At 38.9% G+C, this 24568-nt stretch carries 24 protein-coding genes; all 24 read left to right on the forward strand.

Annotated elements, in window-relative coordinates:
- The first annotated feature begins 130 nt into the window (after positions 1-130).
- The 24 genes from rplS to M3Z76_RS05105 all read left to right on the forward strand — a co-directional run bounded on the left by rplS (position 131) and on the right by M3Z76_RS05105 (position 24554).
- Positions 131-475, forward strand: a complete 345-nt coding sequence (gene rplS / locus M3Z76_RS04990; protein ID WP_293921357.1) for a 50S ribosomal protein L19 — start codon at positions 131-133, stop codon at positions 473-475.
- A gap of 127 nt (positions 476-602) precedes the next feature.
- Positions 603-1163: a signal peptidase I gene (lepB, locus tag M3Z76_RS04995; RefSeq protein ID WP_293921356.1), complete on the forward strand. Its 561-nt coding sequence runs from the start codon at positions 603-605 to the stop codon at positions 1161-1163.
- A 60-nt stretch (positions 1164-1223) separates the two neighbouring features.
- Entirely contained in the window at positions 1224-2099 is an 876-nt protein-coding gene (gene ylqF, locus M3Z76_RS05000) for a ribosome biogenesis GTPase YlqF (protein WP_293921355.1), read from the forward strand.
- 228 nt (positions 2100-2327) lie between these two features.
- Positions 2328-3083, forward strand: coding sequence for a ribonuclease HII (locus M3Z76_RS05005; protein WP_293921354.1), 756 nt, complete (start codon positions 2328-2330; stop codon positions 3081-3083).
- Positions 3084-3087: 4 nt separating this feature from the next.
- Positions 3088-4980: a hypothetical protein gene (locus tag M3Z76_RS05010; RefSeq protein ID WP_293921353.1), complete on the forward strand. Its 1893-nt coding sequence runs from the start codon at positions 3088-3090 to the stop codon at positions 4978-4980.
- Positions 4977-5270, forward strand: coding sequence for an EscU/YscU/HrcU family type III secretion system export apparatus switch protein (locus tag M3Z76_RS05015; RefSeq protein WP_293921352.1), 294 nt, complete (start codon positions 4977-4979; stop codon positions 5268-5270). The genes M3Z76_RS05010 and M3Z76_RS05015 overlap by 4 nt, the downstream gene beginning before the upstream one ends.
- A 169-nt stretch (positions 5271-5439) precedes the next feature.
- Entirely contained in the window at positions 5440-6600 is a 1161-nt protein-coding gene (gene sucC, locus M3Z76_RS05020) for an ADP-forming succinate--CoA ligase subunit beta (RefSeq protein WP_293921351.1), read from the forward strand.
- Between the two features lie 18 nt (positions 6601-6618).
- Positions 6619-7521, forward strand: a complete 903-nt coding sequence (sucD, locus tag M3Z76_RS05025) for a succinate--CoA ligase subunit alpha (protein ID WP_293921350.1) — start codon at positions 6619-6621, stop codon at positions 7519-7521.
- Between the two features lie 178 nt (positions 7522-7699).
- Positions 7700-8590, forward strand: a complete 891-nt coding sequence (gene dprA, locus M3Z76_RS05030) for a DNA-processing protein DprA (protein ID WP_293921349.1) — start codon at positions 7700-7702, stop codon at positions 8588-8590.
- A 242-nt stretch (positions 8591-8832) separates the two neighbouring features.
- Complete coding sequence (topA, locus tag M3Z76_RS05035; RefSeq protein WP_293921347.1) at positions 8833-10917, forward strand: type I DNA topoisomerase; 2085 nt, start codon at positions 8833-8835, stop codon at positions 10915-10917.
- Between the two features lie 16 nt (positions 10918-10933).
- The gene (trmFO, locus tag M3Z76_RS05040; protein ID WP_293921345.1) at positions 10934-12247 is read left to right on the forward strand and encodes an FADH(2)-oxidizing methylenetetrahydrofolate--tRNA-(uracil(54)-C(5))-methyltransferase TrmFO; all 1314 of its coding nucleotides are present in this window, start codon (positions 10934-10936) and stop codon (positions 12245-12247) included.
- 456 nt (positions 12248-12703) lie between these two features.
- On the forward strand, positions 12704-13603 hold the full coding sequence (gene xerC, locus M3Z76_RS05045) for a tyrosine recombinase XerC (protein WP_293921344.1): 900 nt from the start codon (positions 12704-12706) through the stop codon (positions 13601-13603).
- Between the two features lie 12 nt (positions 13604-13615).
- On the forward strand, positions 13616-14158 hold the full coding sequence (gene hslV, locus M3Z76_RS05050) for an ATP-dependent protease subunit HslV (protein WP_293921343.1): 543 nt from the start codon (positions 13616-13618) through the stop codon (positions 14156-14158).
- On the forward strand, positions 14155-15543 hold the full coding sequence (gene hslU, locus M3Z76_RS05055; protein ID WP_293921387.1) for an ATP-dependent protease ATPase subunit HslU: 1389 nt from the start codon (positions 14155-14157) through the stop codon (positions 15541-15543). Before hslV ends, hslU begins: the two co-directional genes overlap by 4 nt.
- Before the next feature lie 127 nt (positions 15544-15670).
- On the forward strand, positions 15671-16450 hold the full coding sequence (gene codY / locus M3Z76_RS05060) for a GTP-sensing pleiotropic transcriptional regulator CodY (protein WP_293921342.1): 780 nt from the start codon (positions 15671-15673) through the stop codon (positions 16448-16450).
- A gap of 417 nt (positions 16451-16867) precedes the next feature.
- Positions 16868-17260, forward strand: coding sequence for a flagellar basal body rod protein FlgB (gene flgB, locus M3Z76_RS05065; RefSeq protein ID WP_293921341.1), 393 nt, complete (start codon positions 16868-16870; stop codon positions 17258-17260).
- A 2-nt stretch (positions 17261-17262) separates the two neighbouring features.
- On the forward strand, positions 17263-17724 hold the full coding sequence (gene flgC, locus M3Z76_RS05070) for a flagellar basal body rod protein FlgC (RefSeq protein ID WP_293921340.1): 462 nt from the start codon (positions 17263-17265) through the stop codon (positions 17722-17724).
- A 33-nt stretch (positions 17725-17757) separates the two neighbouring features.
- A complete protein-coding gene (gene fliE, locus M3Z76_RS05075) occupies positions 17758-18060 on the forward strand; it encodes a flagellar hook-basal body complex protein FliE (protein WP_293921386.1) in 303 nt (100 codons plus the stop codon).
- Positions 18061-18539: 479 nt separating this feature from the next.
- Positions 18540-20132, forward strand: coding sequence for a flagellar basal-body MS-ring/collar protein FliF (gene fliF / locus M3Z76_RS05080; RefSeq protein WP_293921339.1), 1593 nt, complete (start codon positions 18540-18542; stop codon positions 20130-20132).
- Between the two features lie 237 nt (positions 20133-20369).
- A complete protein-coding gene (gene fliG / locus M3Z76_RS05085) occupies positions 20370-21383 on the forward strand; it encodes a flagellar motor switch protein FliG (protein ID WP_293921337.1) in 1014 nt (337 codons plus the stop codon).
- Positions 21367-22167 (forward strand): flagellar assembly protein FliH, encoded by an 801-nt coding sequence (fliH, locus tag M3Z76_RS05090; protein ID WP_363319835.1) that lies wholly within the window; start codon positions 21367-21369, stop codon positions 22165-22167. The genes fliG and fliH overlap by 17 nt, the downstream gene beginning before the upstream one ends.
- A gap of 5 nt (positions 22168-22172) precedes the next feature.
- Positions 22173-23501: a flagellar protein export ATPase FliI gene (gene fliI, locus M3Z76_RS05095; RefSeq protein WP_293921335.1), complete on the forward strand. Its 1329-nt coding sequence runs from the start codon at positions 22173-22175 to the stop codon at positions 23499-23501.
- Positions 23498-23947, forward strand: a complete 450-nt coding sequence (gene fliJ, locus M3Z76_RS05100) for a flagellar export protein FliJ (protein WP_293921385.1) — start codon at positions 23498-23500, stop codon at positions 23945-23947. Before fliI ends, fliJ begins: the two co-directional genes overlap by 4 nt.
- A 4-nt stretch (positions 23948-23951) precedes the next feature.
- On the forward strand, positions 23952-24554 hold the full coding sequence (locus M3Z76_RS05105; protein ID WP_293921334.1) for a MotE family protein: 603 nt from the start codon (positions 23952-23954) through the stop codon (positions 24552-24554).
- Positions 24555-24568: the final 14 nt, after the last annotated feature.

The raw sequence follows: 24568 nt of genomic DNA on the forward strand, positions 1-24568 counted from the left end.
TAAAAAAGCTTGCAACTCTATTTTATTTATGATAATATTCAATCTGTGCTTTTATGTAAGCACTGAATTACGGTGTTCCGCTGTGGCCTAAAATGAGCGTGCATGAGCATCTGTCCAAGGAGAGAAAACAATGTCAAACATTATTACAGAAATCACAAAAGAACAACTTCGTTCAGATTTACCTTCATTCCGTCCTGGTGACACAGTAAAGGTACACGTAAAAGTTGTTGAGGGTACACGTGAGCGTATCCAGTTATTCGAAGGTGTAGTTATTAAACGTCGTGGTGGCGGAATTAGCGAAACTTTCACAGTTCGTAAAATTTCTTACGGTGTAGGTGTTGAACGTACTTTCCCAGTACACACACCAAAAATCGCTAAATTAGAAGTTTCTCGTCGCGGTAAAGTACGTCGTGCGAAACTTTACTACCTACGTGAATTACGTGGTAAAAAAGCTCGTATTAAAGAACGTCGCTAATATTTATTTCAAGGAAGGGGCTTGTGATGACAAGCTCTTTTTCTTTGTCTTAAGAAGTAGGTTGTTCTTTTGCTTGTCGCTACAATTTCGTATACAATGGTAATGAAAGAACGAGGGGGATATTCGCTTGGAACAAACAAAAAAAGAAAAAAATGAGCTCTTTGAATGGGCGAAGGCGTTACTCATCGCATTTGCTGTTGCAGCTATCATTCGTTATTTTTTATTTACACCAATCGTTGTAGATGGAGATTCGATGATGCCAACCCTTGAAAATGGCGATCGCATGATTGTGAATAAGATAGGTTATAAAATCGGTAGCCCTGATCGTTTTGATATTGTTGTATTCCATGCACCAGAGCAAAAAGATTATATAAAACGCGTGATTGGATTGCCAGGTGATCATGTAGAATATAAGGATGATCAGCTCTATATTAACGGTGAACCAATTGATGAGCCTTACTTAGACCAATATAAAGCAGAAATTGTAGATGGTAATTTAACAGGTAATTTTAAACTACAAGACATTGTACAAACAGATGTAATTCCAGAAGGTTATGTTTTTGTCATGGGTGATAATCGTCGCTTTAGCAAAGATAGCCGTCATATCGGTCTTGTAGATCAAAAAGAAATTATCGGAAATACAAATCTTATCTTTTGGCCAGTAAGTGACATAAAGATAGTGAAATAATAGGCTAAGGGGGCGTCTAAAAAATTAAAGACGCCCCCTTTTAAATAGGAGGATTTGGTTGTGACAATTCAATGGTTTCCAGGGCATATGGCGAAGGCACGCCGAGAAGTGTCAGAAAATTTAAAGCTTGTAGATATCGTGTTTGAGCTAGTGGATGCAAGACTTCCGCTATCATCACGCAACCCGATGATTGACCAAGTCATTCATCAAAAACCAAGGCTGCTTATTTTAAATAAACAAGATATGGCAGATGAAGCTGAAACACGCAAATGGCTGCACTATTTTGAAGAGCAAGGGCAGAAAGCAGTAGCGATTAATTCACTTGAAGGCAAAGGTCTACAGGCTGTCACAAAGGCAGCACAAGCAATTTTAGCAGATAAATGGGCACGTATGAAGGCAAAAGGTATGAAACCCCGTGCTATTCGTGCAATGATTGTCGGCATTCCGAATGTAGGGAAATCAACATTAATTAATCGCTTAGCGAAAAAAAATATCGCAAAAACAGGCAATACACCAGGTGTTACGAAGGCACAGCAATGGATTAAAGTTGCAAAAGAATTAGAATTACTCGATACACCAGGCATTTTATGGCCGAAATTCGAGGACCAAGAAATTGGCTATAAGCTTGCTTTGACAGGTGCGATTAAAGACACAATTACGAATATGGAAGACTTAGCTGTATATGGCTTACGTTTCTTATCACTACACTACCCAGCACGAATGGAAGAGCGTTACAAATTAACTTTTGTCCATGATGACTTAGTGGAAACATTCGACCATATCGGTAAGCTTCGACGTGTCTTTGGGCAAGGTGGAGAAATTGACTATGATCAAGTAGCAGAGCTTATTGTACGTGATATTCGCAGTCAGCATTTAGGAAAGCTGACATTTGATTTTGTAGCTGAAGAATTAGAAAAAGAAGCCTTAACAAAATAAAAAAAATAAAGCTGTATGGACAATAGATTAACAAGCTATGTCTATACAGCTATTTATTTAAGCATGAACTATTGATACAGCTTCATTTTATCACTCTCTATCAATTAAGCTCTGACATCCACCAAATGCTTTCAGTAGAAGTGGGCATTTTCTGCCGAATTCTGATAAATGGAAATAAAAATGGCGCAAAACAAGCCGATATAGGTAATAGAGATGAGGTTATATAAGATGCAAACGATAAAAGAAATTGCAGCAGCTTTGAAAGCTGCAACACAATATGAGGCTTGGATGGAGGAAATCCAGCAAGATGAGCGCACAGGTGTACAAAAGGCATGGCAGCAATTTTTAAAACGCATGGACAAAAAGCAAAAGCTACAGCAAGAGCATGAGGCTAAAATTGCTTTTGATGCACAGTTTGGTCAGCTAGTAGCAGGTGTTGATGAGGCAGGGCGCGGACCATTAGCAGGTCCTGTTGTGACGGCGGCTGTTATCTTACCTGAAAACTGTCAAGCATTGCTAGGCTTAAATGATTCAAAGCAATTGTCTAAGGAAGCGAGAGAGTATATGTGTACGCTTGTGAAGAAGCACGCACTTAGCTACAGCATTCATTTTCAAAGTGCAAAAATAATTGATGAACTTAATATATACGAGGCGACGAAGCAATCGATGGCGACCAGTGTGGAAACATTAAAAATCAAACCTAATTTTGTTATAGTAGATGCAATGACATTGCCGATTAAAATTCCACAGCAGTCTATCATAAAAGGTGATGCAAAAAGCTTAGCGATAGCAGCAGCCTCTATTTTAGCAAAAACAGCACGTGATCAATATATGGAGGAGCTTGCACAACAGTTCCCACAATACGGCTTTGAACAGCATGCAGGCTATGGAACGAAGCAGCATTTAGAGGCACTTTCAGCATATGGGCCTACGTTGCACCATCGAGCAAGCTTTGAGCCAATCAAATCTATGATGAAGGGGTGATTGCATGACATCTACATCATTTAATCCAATTACAACGCAAGCTCAAGCGCAAGTTATGACAGCAAATCAGCCGCTTACATTAAAGCAAGGACAAATATTTCATGGCACAATTAAGCAGCTTTACCCAGATCAAATGGCAGAAATACAAGTTGGTAATAATAAATTAGTTGCAAAATTAGAGGTGCCGTTAAAGGTCGGGGATGCACACTTCTTTCAAGTGACGAATACGGTAGGGGCACAAGCGGAATTAAAGGTCGTCTCTAATCCAATGTCGGCAACCTTGACACCAGCACAGCAAATGACACAGCTTTTAGAAGCGATGAATTTGCCAAAAACAGCAGATATGCAACAGGTGTTAGGTCATTTTATGAAGCAGCAAATGCCCATTTCAAGAGAGCAGTTGATACAGGCGGAGCAATGGATGAAAAGCTTGCCTGAAGGGATTTCGAAGCAAGATGCTCTCCTCGCAATACAGCGCATGGTGGAATACAAAATGCCCTTTACCAATCAAGTATTTCAAGCGTTAGTACAAGGAGCAAAAACAGATGGTATGTCCACAGCCCTGCAAAATTTATTGCAGCAATTAGCAGCTACAATAGGTGGCAATGAGCAATTAAAATCCTCTATTATAGGGCAGCTTCAATCGCTTGCTAAGCCGTTTGATGCAGAGCTTGGTGGAATGATGCTTGGTAAAGCAGTGCAGCTACTAAGTGATTCAGCATCGAATGTTAGTGAGCGGTTACAAGCATTGCAGTTGCTAAAGCAGGCAGGAGTAGTACCACAAAATGCAACATTAGCTAATTGGCAAGGACAGCAAGCGCAAGGACAAGCACCCGCAAATAGCGCAGGACAGCTTATCGCACAAATACTGCAAGCTAGACCAGAGCAAAGTAGTGCTATTGTAGAGCAAGCACGTGCCTTTATCGCAAATGATACGCTATTAACGACAACACAAAAGGAGCACTTACAGCAGCTTGTTGAACGCTTTTCACAGCTACCTCAAAGCAAGCAGACACTCACAGCATTTGGACAGCAACTGCAAACGGAACTATTAAAAGCCTATGCCAATAACACAGCAACACAGCAATTTACGATGAATGAGCATGGCTTATCAGCAAAAGAACAAATTTTATCCATGCTAAAGCCTGAGCTGACGGCACATCAACAGGACACATTGCTGAAAAATATTGTACAAGAAGCTAAAAATATACCACAGCCTGCGATTCAATCACAGCTAACACAGGCAGATGCACAGCTTCAATCGAGCATGGACAGCAAGGCAGTGGAACAAGCAATGAAAACCGTATTAAAAGGATTAGGGATAAGTTATGAGGCAACGCTGCAAAATAAAGCGGTAGATATGCAAGCTGTTGCAGGACAGCTAAAGCCACAGTTATTAGCACTGATTCAAGATATGACAACACCACCTGCACTACGTGACGCTGCTGAAACGGTGATGGCACGTATGAATGGTATGCAGTTGTTATCAGGTGAAAATGGGCATCAGCATCAGCTCGTTATGCAAGTACCGTTAGAATTTTTCGGTAAAAAAATGGATGCCACTTTGCAGTGGAATGGTCGCATGAAAGAAGATGGCAAAATTGATGCCAACTATGCGCGAGTTCTTTTCTATTTGCATATGGAGTCTTTGCAAGAAACAGTTATCGATATGCAAGTGCAAAATCGTGTTGTTACAGTAACACTTTTTAACGATAATGAAGGATTGGCACCATTAGCAGAGCCATTAAAAAAATCGTTGAAGGAAGGCTTGTTAAGCAAGGATTATCAATTATCAGCTGTCTTTATTAAGCAATTTGAAAGCTCAGTACAACAACAAAGCGACCGCCCTATATCAGAACAAGCAGAGGAGCATAGCGGGGTGGATATTCGCGTATGAGTGAAAAAAGATATGTCAGAAAAGAAGCGATTGCGCTTTCCTATAACCCTGGTGAAAATACAGGTCCAAAAGTAGTAGCAAAGGGTAAAGGGAAAATCGCTGAAAATATTTTAGAACAGGCATCACTCCATAATGTCCCGATTCATGAGGACTCGAATCTTGTCGAATTGTTAGGACAGCTTGATTTAAACGAAACAATACCAGAGCAGCTATATCAAGCAGTAGCGGAAGTATTCGCCTTTATTTATCATTTGGATCGTCAGCATAATGAATTAAAACGACGCGATTAGCGTCGTTTTGCTGTTTTATAACAAAAAACAACATTTTTCCGAGAATAATACAGTATAATTAATTGAAAATTCCGCATAAAAGACAATTATAGACATTGTCAGATTGTTTGTATAAAATAGATGATGGTAATTAAAATAATATCCAAATTGTCTGATAGGAGGATGGATTATGAATATCCATGAGTATCAAGGGAAGGAAATCTTGAGAAAGTATGGCGTTGCTGTACCGAAAGGAAAAGTAGCGTTTTCTCCAGATGAAGCTGTGAAAGTAGCGAAAGAATTAGGCGCTAACGTAACAGTTGTAAAAGCACAAATCCACGCAGGTGGTCGAGGTAAGGCGGGCGGTGTTAAGATTGCCAAAAATCTTGACGAGGTACGTACTTACGCAAAAGAACTACTTGGTAAAATATTGGTAACACACCAAACTGGTCCAGAGGGTAAAGAAGTAAAACGTCTTTACATTGAAGAAGGATCAGATATTCGTAAAGAATACTACTTAGGTTTAGTACTTGACCGTGCGACTTCTCGTGTCACTTTAATGGGCTCTGAAGAAGGCGGTATGGATATTGAAGAAGTGGCAGAGAATACGCCTGAAAAAATCTTCAAAGAAGTGATTGATCCTGTAACAGGCTTAACAGGCTTCCAAGCACGTCGCATGGCATTCAATATGAATATTCCAGCGAAATTAGTAAACAAAGCAGTTAAATTAATGCTAGGCTTATACCAAGCATTCGTTGAAAAAGATGCATCAATCGTTGAAATCAACCCATTAGTTGTAACAGGTGACGATGAAGTAGTAGCACTTGATGCGAAATTTAACTTCGATGCAAACGCATTATACCGTCATAAAGACATCGTTGAATTACGTGACTTTGATGAGGAAGATGCAAAAGAAATCGAAGCTTCTAAATATGATTTAAGCTACATCTCTTTAGATGGTAACATCGGCTGTATGGTTAACGGTGCTGGTTTAGCAATGGCAACAATGGATACAATCAGCTATTACGGCGGTCAACCGGCGAACTTCCTTGACGTTGGGGGCGGCGCTACAGCAGAAAAAGTAACAGAAGCATTTAAAATCATCCTATCTGACGTGAATGTAAAAGGTATTTTCGTTAATATTTTCGGTGGAATTATGAAGTGTGACGTTATTGCAGAGGGTGTTATTGAAGCAACGAAGCAAGTAGGGTTAACAATTCCATTAGTAGTGCGTTTAGAAGGTACAAACGTAGAGCTTGGTAAAAAATTATTAAACGAATCTGGTTTAAATATTGTCGCAGCAGATTCTATGGCTGATGGCGCACAAAAAATCGTAGGACTTGTAGGCTAAGGAAGGTAGGGAGAATTAATGAGTGTTTATATTAATAAAGACACGAAAGTAATCGTACAAGGGATTACTGGGGAAACAGCACTTTTCCATACAAAGCAAATGCTTGAATACGGTACAAAAATCGTAGCTGGTGTTACACCGGGTAAAGGCGGCTTAGAAGTAGAAGGAGTACCAGTATTCAATACTGTTCAAGACGCAGTAAATGCAACAGGCGCTAACGTATCTGTTATCTACGTACCAGCACCATTTGCAGCAGATGCAATTATGGAAGCAGTAGATGCAGGCTTAGATATGGCAATCTGTATTACAGAGCATATCCCTGTTCTTGATATGGTGAAAGTAAAACGTTATATGGAAGGCAAGAAAACACGTTTAGTAGGACCAAACTGTCCAGGTGTTATTACATCTGATGAATGTAAAATTGGTATTATGCCAGGCTACATCCATACAAAAGGTCATGTTGGTGTTGTATCACGCTCAGGTACATTAACGTATGAAGCAGTACACCAATTATCACAAGAAGGTATCGGTCAATCAACAGCGGTTGGTATCGGTGGTGACCCTGTAAACGGGACAAACTTTATCGATGTATTATCAGCGTTCAATGACGACCCAGACACATATGCGGTAGTTATGATTGGTGAAATCGGTGGTACAGCTGAAGAAGAAGCGGCTGAGTGGGTAAAAGCGAACATGACAAAACCAGTTGTTGGCTTTATCGGTGGTCAAACAGCACCTCCAGGTAAACGTATGGGACATGCTGGTGCGATTATTTCAGGCGGTAAAGGTACAGCCGCTGAAAAAATCAAAGCGATGAACGCAGCAGGTATTGAAGTAGCAGATACACCATCTGTTATCGGCGAAACATTAATTCGTGTCATCAAAGAAAAAGGTCTTTACGACAAATGTAAAACACATTAATTTCGATTGTTGTGGAAGGTGTAGCATATTTTATGCTACACTTTTTTCTATATAGCGATCCCTATAAGCTATCGTTTACTCCTGTGGTTGCTCGTTGCAGAAAAATTGTGCTCCTGCGGTTACTCGTCGCAAAAAATTTGCTATGCGGTCATACTAACTTTCAATAAGGAGAGATGACATGCAAAATGAAATACAGCAATTATTAGCGTTACACTATGTTTACCCTCTACCATTAAATAAACTTCAGCGCTTATTAAGTGAAATAGGTACATTGCAACAATTGCCAACCATTTCAGCAAGAGAGCTTGCACAAGCACTTCAAGTCCAACTCCAAACAGCTCAAACATTACAGCAAAATTATATAAAGGCAGTTAAAACACCGTTTCAGACGTATTATGAGCGATGTCATATACGTGCAATACCTTTTATGAGTAAATACTACCCAAAAAGCTTATTACAGCTTAGAGACGCTCCTACAGTCATTTATGCGAAAGGGCAGCTTGATTTATTACAATATCCAAGAAAAATTGCCTGTATTGGCTCACGCAATGCGACAAATTATTCAATTATAGCTTTACAATCAATATTGCCACCTTTAATTGCCGAGCGATATGTCATTGTAAGTGGTCTAGCAAAGGGCGCAGATACACTCGCTCATCGCATGACAATAGAATTAGGAGGCCATACAATTGCGGTTATTGGGCATGGTTTTTCATATATATATCCAAAGGAAAATCGACAGCTTGCTACAGAAATCGCCAATAAGCATTTATTATTGACAGAATACCCACCATACATGGGGCCGAAGAAATGGCATTTTCCAATGCGTAATCGAATTATTAGCGGTTTAAGCTGTGCATTAGTTGTGACAGAAGCTGCAGCTAAAAGTGGTACATTGATTACAACAGACCATGCCCTAGAGCATGGAAAAGATATTTTTGTTGTCCCTGGACCAATTGATTCAGAGCAGTCAAAAGGAACGAATAATTTATTAAAAGAAGGGGCAATTCCGATATGGAACGGGCAGCAAATTGTGGACGAATTACAAATGTTTCAAATGAAATATTGAAAAAAAGTTGCATTCTGTGTCAATCTGTTATACATTTTGCAACAGGTATGCTTTGTATTTCACAAAAATTGTGTAATCAATTAAGCTTTGGTTAAACCAAATTAGGTGTTTGCGCCTGAGCACCTATATTATCCGTGGAGGCTTTATTTCACAAAGCAATTTAACGCCAATTAAAAGGGAATGGAAATACCGTGGCGTATTAAAATATAAAATAAGTAACCTCTCTAAGGGGGAAGAAATGAATGGCAGATTATTTAGTAATAGTGGAATCGCCTGCAAAGGCAAAAACAATTGAGCGATACTTAGGTAAAAAATATAAAGTAAAGGCTTCAATAGGACATGTACGTGATTTACCGCGTAGTCAAATGGGCATTGATACTGAAAATAATTATGAGCCTAAGTATATTACAATTCGTGGTAAAGGGCCTGTTTTACAAGAATTAAAAACAGCTGCTAAAAAAGTGAAAAAGATTTATCTAGCGGCCGATCCCGATCGCGAAGGTGAAGCGATTGCATGGCATTTAGCAACAGCTTTAAATATCGATATCGAATCAGATTGTCGCGTTGTGTTTAATGAAATTACGAAGGACGCAATTTTAGAATCATTTAAACATCCGCGCCCAATTAATTTAGATTTAGTAGACGCACAGCAAGCGAGACGAATTTTAGACCGCCTTGTTGGCTACAATATTAGCCCAATTTTATGGAAGAAAGTAAAAAAAGGCTTATCTGCTGGGCGAGTGCAATCTGTTGCGCTACGCTTAATCATCGATCGAGAAAATGAAATTACGAACTTTGTGCCAGAGGAATATTGGACAGTTGAAGGGCTATTTGAAAAAAGTAAAAAGCAATTTGACGCACTTTATTATGGTGATGGAGCCGAGAAAATTAAGCTAACAAACGAAGAGCAAGTGAAGGCAATATTGAAAAATATTAAAGGCGACCACTTCACTGTAACGGATGTTACGAAAAAGGAACGTAAACGCAATGCAGCACCAGCGTTCACAACTTCCTCACTACAACAAGAGGCAGCACGTAAGCTAAATTTCCGCGCGAAGAAAACGATGATGCTTGCACAGCAGCTATATGAAGGTATTGATATCGGCAAAAAAGAAGGAACGGTCGGTTTAATTACGTATATGCGTACAGATTCGACACGTATTTCTGAAACGGCAAAGGCCGAAGCAATGCAATATATCGATACAAAATATGGCAAAGACTATATTGCGACAGAGCCAAAGCAAGCGAAGAAACAATCGAATGCACAGGATGCGCATGAAGCAATTCGTCCTACGAGCGCAATGCGTACACCAGATGAGTTAAAGGCAGTATTAAGTCGTGACCAGCTGCGCTTATATCGACTAATTTGGGAGCGATTTATTGCTAGCCAAATGGCACCTGCTATTTTAGACACAGTTTCTGTCGATTTATTAAATGAAAATGTAAAATTTCGAGCAAACGGTTCTCATGTGAAGTTTCCTGGCTTTATGAAGCTTTATATAGAAGGTACAGATGATCAAACCGAAGAAACGGCAAAGCTCCTACCAGAGATGGAAATTGGCGATAAAGTAAAAACGGTATCAATTGAGCCGAAGCAACATTTTACACAGCCACCTCCTCGTTACTCAGAGGCACGCTTAGTAAAAACTTTGGAAGAGCTAGGTATTGGTCGACCTTCCACATATGCACCTACGTTAGATACAATCCAAAAACGTGGCTATGTACAGCTTGATGCGAAACGTTTTGTTCCTACTGAGTTAGGCGGCATTGTTCATCAGCTTGTGCTTGAATTTTTCCCAGAAATACTGAACATTGAGTTTACAGCAAAAATGGAGCAGGATTTAGATGGTGTAGAAGAAGGTATGACCAATTGGGTACAAGTTATCGATGCCTTCTATAAAGATTTTGAAAAACGTGTAGAATATGCGGACGAAGCGATGGAAAAAATCGAAATCAAAGATGAGCCTGCCGGCGAGGATTGCGAAAAATGTGGCGCGCCAATGGTATTCAAGCTTGGACGTTATGGCAAATTCATGGCTTGTTCGAATTTCCCAGACTGCCGCAATACAAAGGCGATTGTCAAGCCGATTGGTGTACAATGTCCTACATGTAAGGAAGGCGAAATTGTTGAGCGTAAAAGTAAAACGAAGCGTCTGTTCTACGGCTGCAATCGCTACCCAGAATGTGAATTTGTGTCATGGGATAAGCCGATTAACCGTCCATGTCCAAAATGTAGCTCATTATTAGTTGAAAAGAAATTGAAAAAAGGTGTACAAATTCAATGTACAAATACAGATTGTGATTACGAGGAAACACCATCACAATAGAAAGTTGGTAAAGTAAATGTCAGAGAAAATAGTAAACGTTATTGGGGCAGGCTTAGCTGGCAGTGAAGCAGCATGGCAAATCGCAAAGCGTGGTATCAAGGTACGCCTTTATGAAATGCGACCTGTCAAGCAAACGCCCGCGCACCATACAGATAAATTTGCGGAGTTGGTATGCTCTAACTCTTTACGTGCGAATACGTTAACAAATGCGGTAGGCGTCATTAAAGAAGAAATGCGGATGCTGGATTCTGTCATTATGAAGGCGGCGGATAATTGTTCAGTCCCAGCAGGTGGAGCGTTAGCGGTAGACCGTCATGAATTTGCAGGCTATGTAACGGAAGCGGTGAAAAACCATCCATTAGTAGAGGTCATTCATGAGGAAGTAACAGAAATTCCAGAAGGCATTACTGTTATTGCAACAGGTCCTTTAACATCAAAGGCATTAGCAGAGAAAATTCAAGCATTAACAGGTGAGGAATATTTATACTTTTATGATGCGGCAGCGCCTATCATCGAAAAAGATTCGATTGATATGGACAAAGTGTATTTAAAATCGCGCTATGATAAAGGGGAAGCAGCTTATTTAAATTGCCCGATGACAAAGGAAGAATTCGATCGTTTCCGTCAAGCATTAATTGAGGCAGAAGTTGTACCACTAAAAGAGTTTGAAAAGGAAATTTATTTTGAAGGCTGTATGCCGATTGAAGTTATGGCAGCACGCGGTGAAAAAACAATGTTGTTTGGACCAATGAAGCCAGTTGGATTGGAAGATCCGAAAACAGGTAAGCGTCCATATGCGGTTGTGCAATTGCGCCAAGATGATGCGGCCGGCACATTATACAATATTGTTGGCTTCCAAACGCATTTAAAATGGGGTCCACAAAAGGAAGTATTGCAGCTAATTCCAGGGTTAGAAAACGTTGAAATTGTACGTTATGGTGTGATGCATCGTAATACATTTATTAACTCGCCGAAAGTATTGGCAAAAACATATCAATTAAAAGCACAGCCAACGATTTTCTTTGCAGGTCAAATGACAGGTGTTGAAGGCTATGTTGAATCAGCAGGAAGCGGCTTAATTGCCGGTATTAATGCAGCGCGTTTAGCAAAAGGTGAGGAGCTATTATACTTCCCAGAAGAAACAGCGCTTGGCTCAATGGCACGCTATATTACGGAAGCAGCTTCGAAAAACTTCCAGCCGATGAATGTCAATTTCGGTCTGTTCCCAGAGCTAGGTGAGCGTATTAAATCAAAAGCAGAGCGTGCGGAGCGCCATGCGAACCGAGCATTGGAAACAATTCGTAATTTTGTGAATTCGAGAACAATTTAATTGCAGAAAAGCCCTTTGAATTGTATAATTTGAAGGGCTTTTACCTTGGTTCAGCAGAAACCCCTTTCCTCAGTAGAGAGGGGATGAATGCCATATGTTTACTTAGTGCAGTGGGTGGTTGGATACCCACTGCACCGAGATAAAGCCTTCGGTGGAGGTCACAGATTTTGAAAAGGAGGCCTGCACGATGCAGGTCAGTTCACCGTTGTCACAGGAAGTGACGGCTTTAGGGGAACTTCTACTGCAAACAAGTTTGGGAAAATTTGGACGCAATTACGCGGAGGCGTAATTGATTTAGATGATATGTAAAAAATTATGGTGTCTTACGACTGCTTGTCATGCAATTGACAAAATCCATTGATTTTTTAAAATTTACGCATATTTTACTTGCTAATTTTGGAGTTACGGTATAGTGTCAGTATGTAATTAATTTGCTCCGCTTAAGGAGGCTATGTTATGTCAAATCAGCAAAATGAGTGGCTGCATCAGTTTATTCGCTATGTGCAAATTGAAAAAAACTTTTCTGTACATACAGTGCGGGAATATGAGACTGATATTCAGCATTTTTTGACGTTTTTACAAACGGAAGGTATTAAAAGTTTACAAGATGTTGAATATATTCATGCAAGATTGTATGTGACAAAGCTTTATGATGAGAAAAAAGCAAGAGCATCTATTTCAAGAAAAATATCTGCAATTCGCTCCTTCTTCCGCTTTTTGCATAGAGAATTTGATTTGGACGATTCATCTTTTCGATCATTGTATCACCCGAAAAAAGAGGAGCGACTTCCAAACTTTTTTTATGAGGAAGAGCTGACACAACTATTTGAAGCGAATCAAGGGCAAGATTTTCAATCGCTGCGCAATATCGCTTTGCTGGAGCTGCTTTATGCAACAGGTATTCGAGTAAGCGAGTGTACGACATTGGAACTATCTCATATCGATTTCCATTATTCGATACTTCGCGTTATGGGGAAAGGGCGTAAGGAGCGCATTGTACCGTTTGGTGAATATGCGCGTACAGCGCTGCAAACCTATATTGAGGAAGCGCGACCACATATAATGAAAAAGACGGAGCATTCTTATCTTTTTGTCAATATGCGAGGTGGCGAACTTACGCCACGAGGTGTACGTCATATACTAAATGAGATGGTAAATAAAGCTAGCTTGCATACGAAGCTTTATCCGCATATGCTAAGACATTCATTTGCTACACATTTATTAAATAACGGTGCAGATATGCGTACTGTACAAGAGCTATTAGGACATGCACATCTTTCCTCGACACAAGTATATACACATGTGACGAAGGAGCATTTACGTAAAACGTATATGAATACACATCCAAGAGCTTAAGGAGGAATCTATTTGGGGCAAATACATGCAACGACGATTTTTGCAATCCATCATAAAGGTGGTTGTGCAATGGCTGGTGATGGTCAAGTAACGTTAGGAAATGCAGTTGTGATGAAACATACAGCAAGAAAGGTCAGACGTCTGTTTAATGGCAACGTATTAGCAGGCTTTGCTGGGTCAGTAGCAGATGCTTTTACTTTATTTGAAATGTTTGAAGGTAAGTTAAACGAGTATAATGGTAATTTACAACGTGCAGCTGTTGAGGTAGCTAAGCAATGGCGCGGTGATAAAATGTTGCGTCAATTAGAGGCAATGTTGCTTGTAATGGATAAATCTACTTTGCTTCTTGTTTCAGGGACAGGAGAAGTCATTGAGCCAGATGATGGTATTTTAGCGATTGGCTCAGGTGGTAATTATGCATTATCTGCGGGTCGCGCATTGAAGCAACATGCAGGGGAGCATTTAACGGCACAGCAAATTGCAGAGGCAGCTTTAACGACAGCTGCTGATATTTGTGTATTTACAAATCATAATATTATCGTGGAGGCGCTATAATGACGACAAACTTAACGCCAAGACAAATTACGGAGCATTTAAATCGTCACATTGTTGGGCAAAATGAGGCAAAGCGTGCAGTAGCAATTGCACTGCGTAATCGCTATCGCCGTTCTTTACTGAACGATGAAATGAAAAGTGAAATTATCCCGAAAAACATCTTAATGATTGGTCCAACAGGTGTTGGAAAAACGGAAATCGCAAGACGTATTGCGAAGCTGACAAAAGCGCCATTTGTTAAAGTGGAAGCAACAAAGTTCACAGAAGTAGGCTATGTTGGACGCGATGTAGAATCAATGGTACGGGACTTGGTAGAGGCTTCATTACGCCTTGTTAAAGAAGAAATGTTAGCAACTGTACAGGAAGAGGCAGAAAAGCTGGCAGATCAAGCGATTGTGAAATTGCTAGCACCTTCAAAAAAGAAGGCGAAAATGCAGCAAAATCCATTTGAAATGCTTTTTGGACAAAAGCAAGAGCAAGCTGAGCAGGAAAATCCAGCGGAAGAAGCAGAAATAAGCTCCCGTCGCAGTCAGATTGCAACGGATTTAGCGCAAGGTAAGCTTGAAAACCAGTGGGTAACAATCGAGGTCATGGAGCAAGCAGCACCATTAATGGATATGCCAGGAATGGAAATGCAAATGAGCGGCATGCAGGATATGTTGGCGAATTTAATGCCAAAGAAAACAAAGAAGCGCAAAGTGCAAGTAAAAGATGCACGTCGTATTTTAACGTTGGAAGAGGCCAATAAATTAATCGATACAGATGAACTAACAGCAGAAGCGATTCAGCGCGCTGAACAGACAGGTATCATCTTTATTGATGAAATTGATAAAATTGCAAGCAAAGACAGCGGCTCTTCAGCAAATGTTTCACGCGAGGGTGTACAGCGCGATATTTTGCCAATCGTAGAAGGTTCTACTGTAACGACGAAATATGGTCCTGTAAAAACAGATTATATGCTATTTATTGCAGCAGGTGCTTTTCATATGTCAAAGCCGAGCGATTTAATTCCCGAATTGCAAGGGCGTTTCCCAATTCGTGTGGAACTGGAAAAGTTAACGAAGGAAGATTTTGTCCGCATTTTACAAGAGCCAGACCAATCGCTTATTTTGCAATATAAAGCCTTGCTAGAAACGGAAAATGTAACAATTGAATTTTCAGATGAAGCGATTGATTGCATTGCTGAAATTGCAACAGAAGTTAATCAAGAAACAGATAACATTGGTGCACGACGCTTGCATACAATTTTAGAGCGCTTATTAGAGGAGCTATCATTTGAAGCTTCTGAAATTGCACCAGCACATATTGAAATTACCCCTGCATATGTTGAGCAAAAACTAGGAAATATCGTGAAAAATAAAGATTTATCACAATTTATTTTATAGCAAATGTTATTTCATGAAAAAATGTAGAAGTCTTTACAATATTTAAAACATAGATAATTGCTATAAATTATAAAAACCTTTAGAATATTACGTAAATACAGAAATAGCCTTAGGAGGACTATAGAAAATGAATTTATTATCAAAAACAAGAAAAATTAACGCAATGCTTCAAGCGACTGCTGGTAAGCCAGTAAACTTTAAAGAAATGGCGGATACGTTAGGTGACATTATCGACTCTAACGTCTTTATCGTAAGTCGTAAAGGGAAGCTTTTAGGTTTATCAATTCACCAGCAAATCGAAAATGAGCGTATTAAAAAAATGTTTGCGGAGCGCCAATTCCCAGAAGAGTATACACAAAACTTATTTAATATTACAGAAACATCGCCAAACTTAGATGTAAATAATGAACATACAGCGTTCCCTGTTGAAAATAAAGATTTATTTGCATCTGGTTTAACAACGATTGTTCCAATTATTGGTGGTGGAGAGCGTTTAGGGACGTTAATCCTTGCACGTATTAACGATCAATTTAGCGATGATGATTTAATTTTAGCTGAGTATGGTGCAACAGTAGTCGGCATGGAAATTTTACGTGAAAAAGCTGAGGAAATTGAAGAGGAGGCTCGTTCAAAAGCTGTTGTGCAAATGGCGATTAATTCATTATCATACTCTGAGCTTGAAGCGATTGAGCATATTTTCGAGGAGTTAGATGGTCACGAAGGGCTGCTTGTTGCTTCAAAAATTGCAGACCGCGTAGGTATTACTCGTTCAGTTATTGTCAATGCATTACGCAAGCTAGAATCTGCTGGTGTAATCGAGTCGCGCTCACTTGGGATGAAAGGTACTTATATTAAAGTATTGAACGATAAATTTTTAGTTGCATTAGCTGAAATTAAAATGAAATAAAAAGCGTTTTCGTTATAGGCTGTTTAAAAGTGATATCACTTTTAAACAGCCACTTTTATTGTTCTATTAAAAGAAGAAAAGATTTTATACATTTTAATATAAATTATTTTTTACATAGTCCTAACAGTCTGGTGCTAAAAATAGTCTTATTGATTTATTTTTTAAATGAAACATAGTGATTAATGTAGATTTTTTGGTAATATTTATCGTAACGAAGTAAAAAAATGATATTTTACATAAAAATCCATTTTGATTTTTCGACAATGAAGAGAAAGAAATAGAATAAAATAGTTCTTATAGACTATCTAAAAAAGCTAAAAGACAATAGACACTATGGATTAACTTAATTACAATTAAACTAACAAAACTATTATCGAAATGTGACGAATACCCTATATATTAAAAGAGGTGGATAGTGTGGATTTATTCGGTGGAACAATTCGCAATATAGAAAATGGCCTTTCTTATGCGACTTTAAAACATAAAACAATTGCTAACAATATTGCAAATGTCGATACGCCAAACTATAAGGCGAAAGATGTCAGTTTTAGAAGTATGTTAGAAGGTGCTAAACAAACATCAATTGCGGCAAATAAAAACGATGTTCGACATTATGATTTCGATGCAGAGCAATTTAAATCAGGCGTATTTGATTATGCAAATTTAAGAGCTCGTCATAATGGAAATGGTGTAAATATGGATGCAGAGCAAGCTAAACTGGCTGAAAATACAATCTATTATAATGCGCTTATTGACCGTGTAAATGGAAAATTAAATACACTAAATACAGTAATTAAAGGAGGGAAATAAGTATGACAATCTTTCATAGTATGAATACAACTGCCTCCGCTTTAACAGCACAACGTTTACGTATGGATGTAATTTCTTCAAATATGGCAAATATTGATACGACAAGAGCAAAGCAAGTGAATGGTGAGTGGGAGCCGTACCGTCGTAAAACAGTCACTTTAACAGCAAAAGAAGGTCAGTTTTCAAACTTTTTAAATGTAGCAATGGGGAAAACTGTGAAACATGGTGTCGGGAATGGTGTGAAGGTATCACGCATTAACGAAGATAATGAAACACCGTTTAAGCTTGTTTATAATCCAACACATATTGATGCAGATGAGAATGGTTATGTAAGAATGGCAAATGTAGACCCATTAAAAGAAATGGTTGATTTAATTTCTGCAACGCGCTCCTATGAAGCGAATGTAACGGTGTTCAATGCCAATAAATCGATGCTGTCAAAAGCTTTAGAAATCGGCAAATAACAAATTTGAAAGGAACTGTGATTACACATGGCGATGATTAACTCCATATCAATGTTTACTCCAACACAAGGAGTACAGCAACCTAATAAGTTAACAGTAACACCTTACGAGGCGCAGCAAAACTTTGCGGCAACATTAAAGGACGCAATTGCACAAGTGAATGCGCAACAAATTCAATCCGACACATTGACGAATAAATTAATTAATGGTGGCGATGTGGATTTACACGAGGTAATGATAGCTTCACAAAAAGCGAGTATCACACTAAATGCCACAATGGAAGTTCGAAATAAAGTGGTTGAAGCTTACCAAGAAATTATGCGAATGAGTGTATAATCAATTACGCCTCGGTTAATGATTTTTCAAATTTTTGGAGCTAACGGCGCAGAAAGTAGTCTGCGTCGTACAGGTTCTTTTCAAAATTTGTGACATTCACCAAAAGATTTATTTTGATTCAGCAAATGTTTAAATATCTGCTGAAGTAAATGCTAATGAAATATGTATCTCGTCATTTTTCGAGGTCAAAGCTTTCTGTACCTATTGCTATGCTTTCAGTACAAAATACATTGTTGAATCAAAAAACAATTATGACGAAAAAAATCGTCTTGATTTAGCACATGATTTTATGTCGAAATGGATGCGTTAAGTACATAAAGCCTAAGCTTGTAGAGTGACAAAACTAGCGCATTTCAGCAGGCATTTAAATTTAGCTCAATCAAGTTAAAGTTCCTGATAAAAAGCACAGGTTAAAAATTGAACAAATATTCGCAAAGGCGTAATTGTTTATAGCATTCACTATTACCGGAGGATCCATAATGAATGAACGATTAACAAAAGTAAAAACCGATTCGACCAATTTTTGGTCAAGTCGTACAAAAAAGCAAAAAGGCGCGATGGTCGGTGCACTGGTAGTAATTATTGCATTTGCAAGCATCCTTACATATCTTTTAACACGCACAGAAATGGTCCCGATGTATACGAATTTATCACAGGCTGAAGTTGGGCAAATTAGAGATGTTTTAGAGGCGGATGGTGTTACATACGAAATTACAGCAGGTGGTACAAATATTTTAGTGCCAGCAAAGCAAGCAGATGCATTAAAAGTATCTTTGGCAAATCAAGGATTTCCGAAAACCGGTGGAATTGACACATCATTTTTTGCTGAAAATGCAGGGTTTGGGATGACTGATAATGAATTCGAAGTGTTGAAAAACGAGACAATGCAAACAGCTATTGTAAATTTATTAAAACAAGTTGATGGGGTAGAAGGTGCCCGTGTAAATATTACAATGCCAAAGCAAGGTGTCTTTTTACAGGATGGACAAGGAGAAGCAACAGCGGCTGTAATGTTAACTACAGCACCTGGACATCAATTTACAGAAACTCAAATTAAAACATTATACAGCTTAGTAGCAAAAAGCGTGCCTAATTTACCATTAGAAAACATTGAAATTTCAAATCAGCATATGGAATATTATGATTTGGAATCAGCTACGTCTGGTGGTTCAGTAGCGACTCCAGAAGGGCAAATGCAGCTGAAGAAAACGGTTGAACGTGATTTACAGCGTCAAGTCCAAAATATGTTAGGTACATTGATGGGACAAGATAAAGTGTTTGTATCTGTGACAACGGATATTGACTTTAAAAAGGAAAATCGTCAAGAAGATCTTGTAGAGCCTGTTGATGAAGAAAATATGTCAGGAATTGCGATTAGCGCCCAAACTATTACAGAAACATATACTGGAACTGGAGCTGCGGCAACTGGTACACCAGAAGCAGGACAACAGACAGATAATTTTACAGATTATGTAGAGGGTGCTGCAGGAAATGGTGATTATGAACGAATCGAAGAAAAAGTAAATAGCGATGTAAATCGTATTCGCAAAGATATTCAGGAGTCACCTTATAAAATTCGCGATATTGGTATTCAAGTTGGTGTAGAGCCACCAAACCCAGAAGATTTAGCATCATTGCCAGATGAAAGTGTGGCGGCGATTCGAGAAATGGTAGCATCTATTATTAGCACATCGCTTAATAAAGATGCAGTAGGTGATTTAACAGATGAAGAGCTTGCAAGTAAAGTTGTTGTTACAGTACAGCAATTCTATGGAAAAGACGTTGCAGTAGATACAGAAACAACAGCAATTCCTTGGTGGGTTTGGGTAATTGGCGGCGTATTATTAGTTGCAATTGTACTTTTAGTATTCTATATTTTACGTTCTCGCAAACGTAAAGAAGAGGCGGAACTATCAGCGATTGAAGAACAACAAGAACAAATTATTGTTGATGATATTGCTGATGAAAAAGAAACAGAAGCAACAGTGCGTCGTAAGCAGCTAGAAAAAATGGCAAAAGAAAAACCAGATGATTTTGCCAAGTTGTTACGTAGTTGGATTGCTGAGGATTAATTTTGACTCGGTAGACGTCAATTTCTATTGATAGCAATATGAATATTTAAGTAGCATGTAATTCAGTGGGCATCCGAAGGCTCACTGAATCAAAATAAAGCCTCCGGCGGATGTCATAGATTTTGAAGAGAGGCCTGCACTAAGCAGGCCAGTTAACCGTTGTCACAGGGTGTGACGGCTCACTCGAAAAAATCTGGACGCAATTACGCCGAGGCGTAATTGATTGGAGGGGTGGCTATGTCTAAGAAAGACAAGGAATTATCAGGGAAGCAAAAAGCTGCCCTACTCTTAATTTCATTGGGACCAGAAGTGTCAGCTTCAGTATATAAACATTTAAGTGAAGAGGAAATTGAACGCTTAACTTTAGAAATTTCCAGTGTTAAAAAAGTAGAGTCACATATGAAGGAAGAAATTATTGAGGAATTTCACAATATTGCATTAGCGCAAGATTACATTACACAAGGCGGTATTGGCTATGCAAAAACAGTTTTAGAAAAAGCATTAGGCAGTGACCAAGCGCAAGCAATTTTAAATCGCTTAACGTCATCGCTTCAAGTGAGACCGTTTGATTTTGCACGTAAAGCAGATCCAGCTCAAATTTTCAACTTTATTCAAAATGAGCATCCACAAACAATCGCTTTAATTTTATCTTATTTAGAAGCAGGGCAAGCAGGAATTATTTTATCTTCATTACCTCAAGAGGTCCAAGCGGATATTGCAAAGCGTATTGCAATGATGGATTCAACATCACCAGAAGTAATTAGTGAAATTGAATCTGTTTTAGAGCGCAAGCTATCTTCTACTGTAACGCAAGATTACACTGAAACTGGTGGCGTTGACGCTGTCGTAGAAGTACTTAGCGGAGTGGACCGTCAAACGGAAAAAACAATTTTGGATGCACTCGAAATTCAAGATCCAGAATTGGCAGAAGAAATCAAGAAGCGCATGTTCGTATTCGAAGATATCGTTACGCTTGATAACCGTTCAATCCAACGTGTTATTCGCGACTGCGAAAATGAAGACTTACTATTATCAATGAAAGTTTCTTCTGATGAAGTAAAAGATATTATTTTCCGTAATATGTCACAGCGTATGGCAGAAACGTTTAAAGAAGAGATGGAAATTATGGGGCCAGTACGCTTACGAGATGTAGAGGACGCACAGTCTCGCATCGTAGCGGTTATTCGACGCTTAGAAGATGCTGGAGAAATCATTATAGCTCGCGGTGGAGGAGATGACGTCATTGTCTAGAATTATTCGCTCTATACAAGCACAGTCAACTGAAGCAGAGCAGGGCGTTAAAATCGAAATTAAAGATTTTTTTCAGCCAACAGCTTTTCAAACAGATGCTCAGGCAGGAGAACTTGAAAATTTAACATTAGAAAATATTCAGGCAGAGCGGGAAATGTATTTAACTGAGGCGAGACAACAAATTGAGTTCGAGCGTCAACAGCTAGAGCAATATCGAGATGAGCAATTACAAGCTATCGAGCAATTGAAGCAAATTTGGCAAGAGGAAAAGCTCATGCTTGAGCAACAAGCGCATGAAGAGGGCTTTGCTGCTGGCTATGAAGAAGGGATACAAAAAGCTAATGCTGCGATGGAACAGTCGCTTACAATGGCCAATGAAACAATCACACAGGCGCAGCAAAATGCGAAAAAGTATATTGATGATCAAGAATTTGTTGTATTAGAGCTCGCTTTAACTGCTGCTGAACGAATTATTGGTGTAGCACTTGAACGAGACAATGAACTATTTACTGAAATCGTCAAACGTGGCTTAAAAGAAGCGCGAGAAATGAAAGGAATCAAAGTATATGTTGCACCAGCCTATTATCAACTCATTACCAAAAACTATGATGAACTAGCTGAGATGTTCCCACCAGATGTGCCTTTACTGTTTTTTGTAAATGAAGATTTAAATAGCACAGAAAGCTATATTGAAACGAATCATGGACGTATTGTTGTATCGATTGATGAACAGCTCAATGAACTACGTTTGAAGCTAAATGAAATTTTAACAAGCAAGGACTGATACGGATGAAAGCGACTCAATTAATTGAACAAATACCAAACCTTAATACTTTTAAGAAATTTGGACGCGTCACGAGAGTAGTAGGCTTAATGATTGAGTCACGGGGTCCTGAAAGTTCAATAGGAGATGTATGTAAAATACATGTGCAAACGGTGCAGCATGGACAGCAAACAATACTTGCTGAAGTGGTAGGCTTCAGAGATGAGATTGTTGTTTTGATGCCATTCTCCTCGTTGCGTGAAATTTCAATTGGCTGTTTAGTCGAAGGAACTGGAAAACCGCTGGAAGTAAAGGTTGGCCCTGAGCTAATTGGAAAAATACTCGATTCAATGGGCAATCCATATGATGGCTATACATTACCAAAAGGTCTTGTGTCTGTACAAACAGAGCGACAACCGCCTAACCCGATGACACGTCCACCTATTAGTGAACGAATGGAAGTCGGCGTAAAGGCGATTGATGGTATGCTGACAATTGGTACAGGACAAAGGGTTGGTATTTTCGCTGGTTCAGGTGTCGGAAAAAGTACGCTACTTGGGATGATTGCTCGTAATACAAAGGCTGATTTAAATGTCATTGCACTAGTAGGTGAGCGTGGTCGAGAAGTTCGAGAGTTTATTGAACGAGATTTAGGACCAGAAGGTTTAAGTCGTTCGATAGTTGTTGCAGCAACGAGTGATCAACCGGCTTTAATGCGCATTAAAGCCGCATTTACTGCAACAGCAATAGCGGAGTATTTCCGAGATCGCGGAATGAATGTCATGTTAATGATGGATTCTGTAACGCGTGTTGCAATGGCACAGAGAGAGGTAGGTTTAGCCGTTGGTGAACCACCAGCAACGCGAGGCTATACGCCTTCTGTATTTGCCATTCTCCCTTCATTGTTAGAACGTACAGGAACGAATTTAAAAGGGTCTATCACAGCCTTTTATACGGTGCTAGTAGATGGGGATGACATGAATGAGCCGATTGCAGATACTGTACGTGGTATTTTAGATGGACATATCGTTTTAGATCGAACTTTAGCGAATAAAGGGCAGTACCCAGCTATTAACGTCTTGAAAAGTGTCAGTCGTTTAATGAATCATATTGCAGCACCTGAGCATGTAAAAGCAGCAGAACGCTTACGAGAGTTGTATTATACGTATGACAAATCTGAGGATTTGATTAACATTGGTGCATATAAGCGAGGTACATCGCGTGAAATCGATGAAGCGATTCAATATGAGCCGCTAATTACAGCATATTTAAAGCAAGGCTACAAAGACTATGTATCTATCGAGCAAGCTGTCAATGAATTAATTACTCTAGCAAATGGTGGTGTATCATCATAATGCAATACACATATCGGTTTGAAAAAATATTAGTTGTGCGTGAGCAAGAGAAAAATGAATCTGAAATCGCTTATAAAGAGTCTGTACGTGTCTTTGAGGAAATTGCTACAAAGCTCTATGACTTATTAAAAAAGAAAGAAGATTTACTAGTCTACCAACAAGAGCGCTTATCTATAGGTGCTTCTATTGATGAAATTAGTCATTATGCTAATTTCATAGATAGTATGGAAAAGACAATTGCAGATGTTCAACAAAAGGTTGTACAAGCCCGTTCGAAAATGAATTGGCATGAACAAAAGCTGTTGGAAAAAAACTTAGAGGTTCGCAAGTTTGAAAAAATGCGTGAAAAAGACTTCGATGCCTTTAGAGAAGAGCAAAATCGCATTGAAGCAAAGCAATTAGATGAACTATCATCGCTTGCATATAACAAAAGAGAAATCAGGTGATGTCATGGCGAAAAAACAAGTTGAAAATGTAAATGCAGAAGAGCTTGATGACAAGAAGCCGGGGTTTTTTCAAAAATTCTTTATGCTGTTTATTATCCCATTATTATTTATCGTTACACTTGTATTAATTGTAAGTTATTTTACAAATACAAACGTGTTTCAATTTGCAGATAGTATGAAAGAAAAAATCCCATTCCTTGACAAAAAAGAAGAGGGAACTTCAGAAAACCCAACGATGACAGGGGAAAGAATCGTTACATTACAAGCAGAGCTTCAAGAAAAAGAAGCGAAGATTGAGCAATTACAAGCTGAAATTGATGCCTCAAAAGAAGCAAATAATGAATTGTTAATAGAGCAAGAGAAATTACAATTTGAAATTGAGAAACTACAGCGTGAACAAGAAGACATAAAAAAAGATTTCCAAGAAATTTTATCTACTTATGAGAAAATGTCTGCAAAAGTAGCAGCACCTATTTTGATTGACATGAATGATGAAGAGGCACTTCGCATTATGTCGAATTTGAAGCCAGACATTCTTGCAGCAATTTTTTCAAAAATGCCGCCAGCGGATGCGGCACGTTATACAGAATTGCTAGCACAACAGTAATTTGAGAGGAGGTG

The organism is Metasolibacillus sp. (assembly GCF_025291715.1).
In the GTDB taxonomy this organism is placed as follows: domain Bacteria; phylum Bacillota; class Bacilli; order Bacillales_A; family Planococcaceae; genus Metasolibacillus; species Metasolibacillus louembei.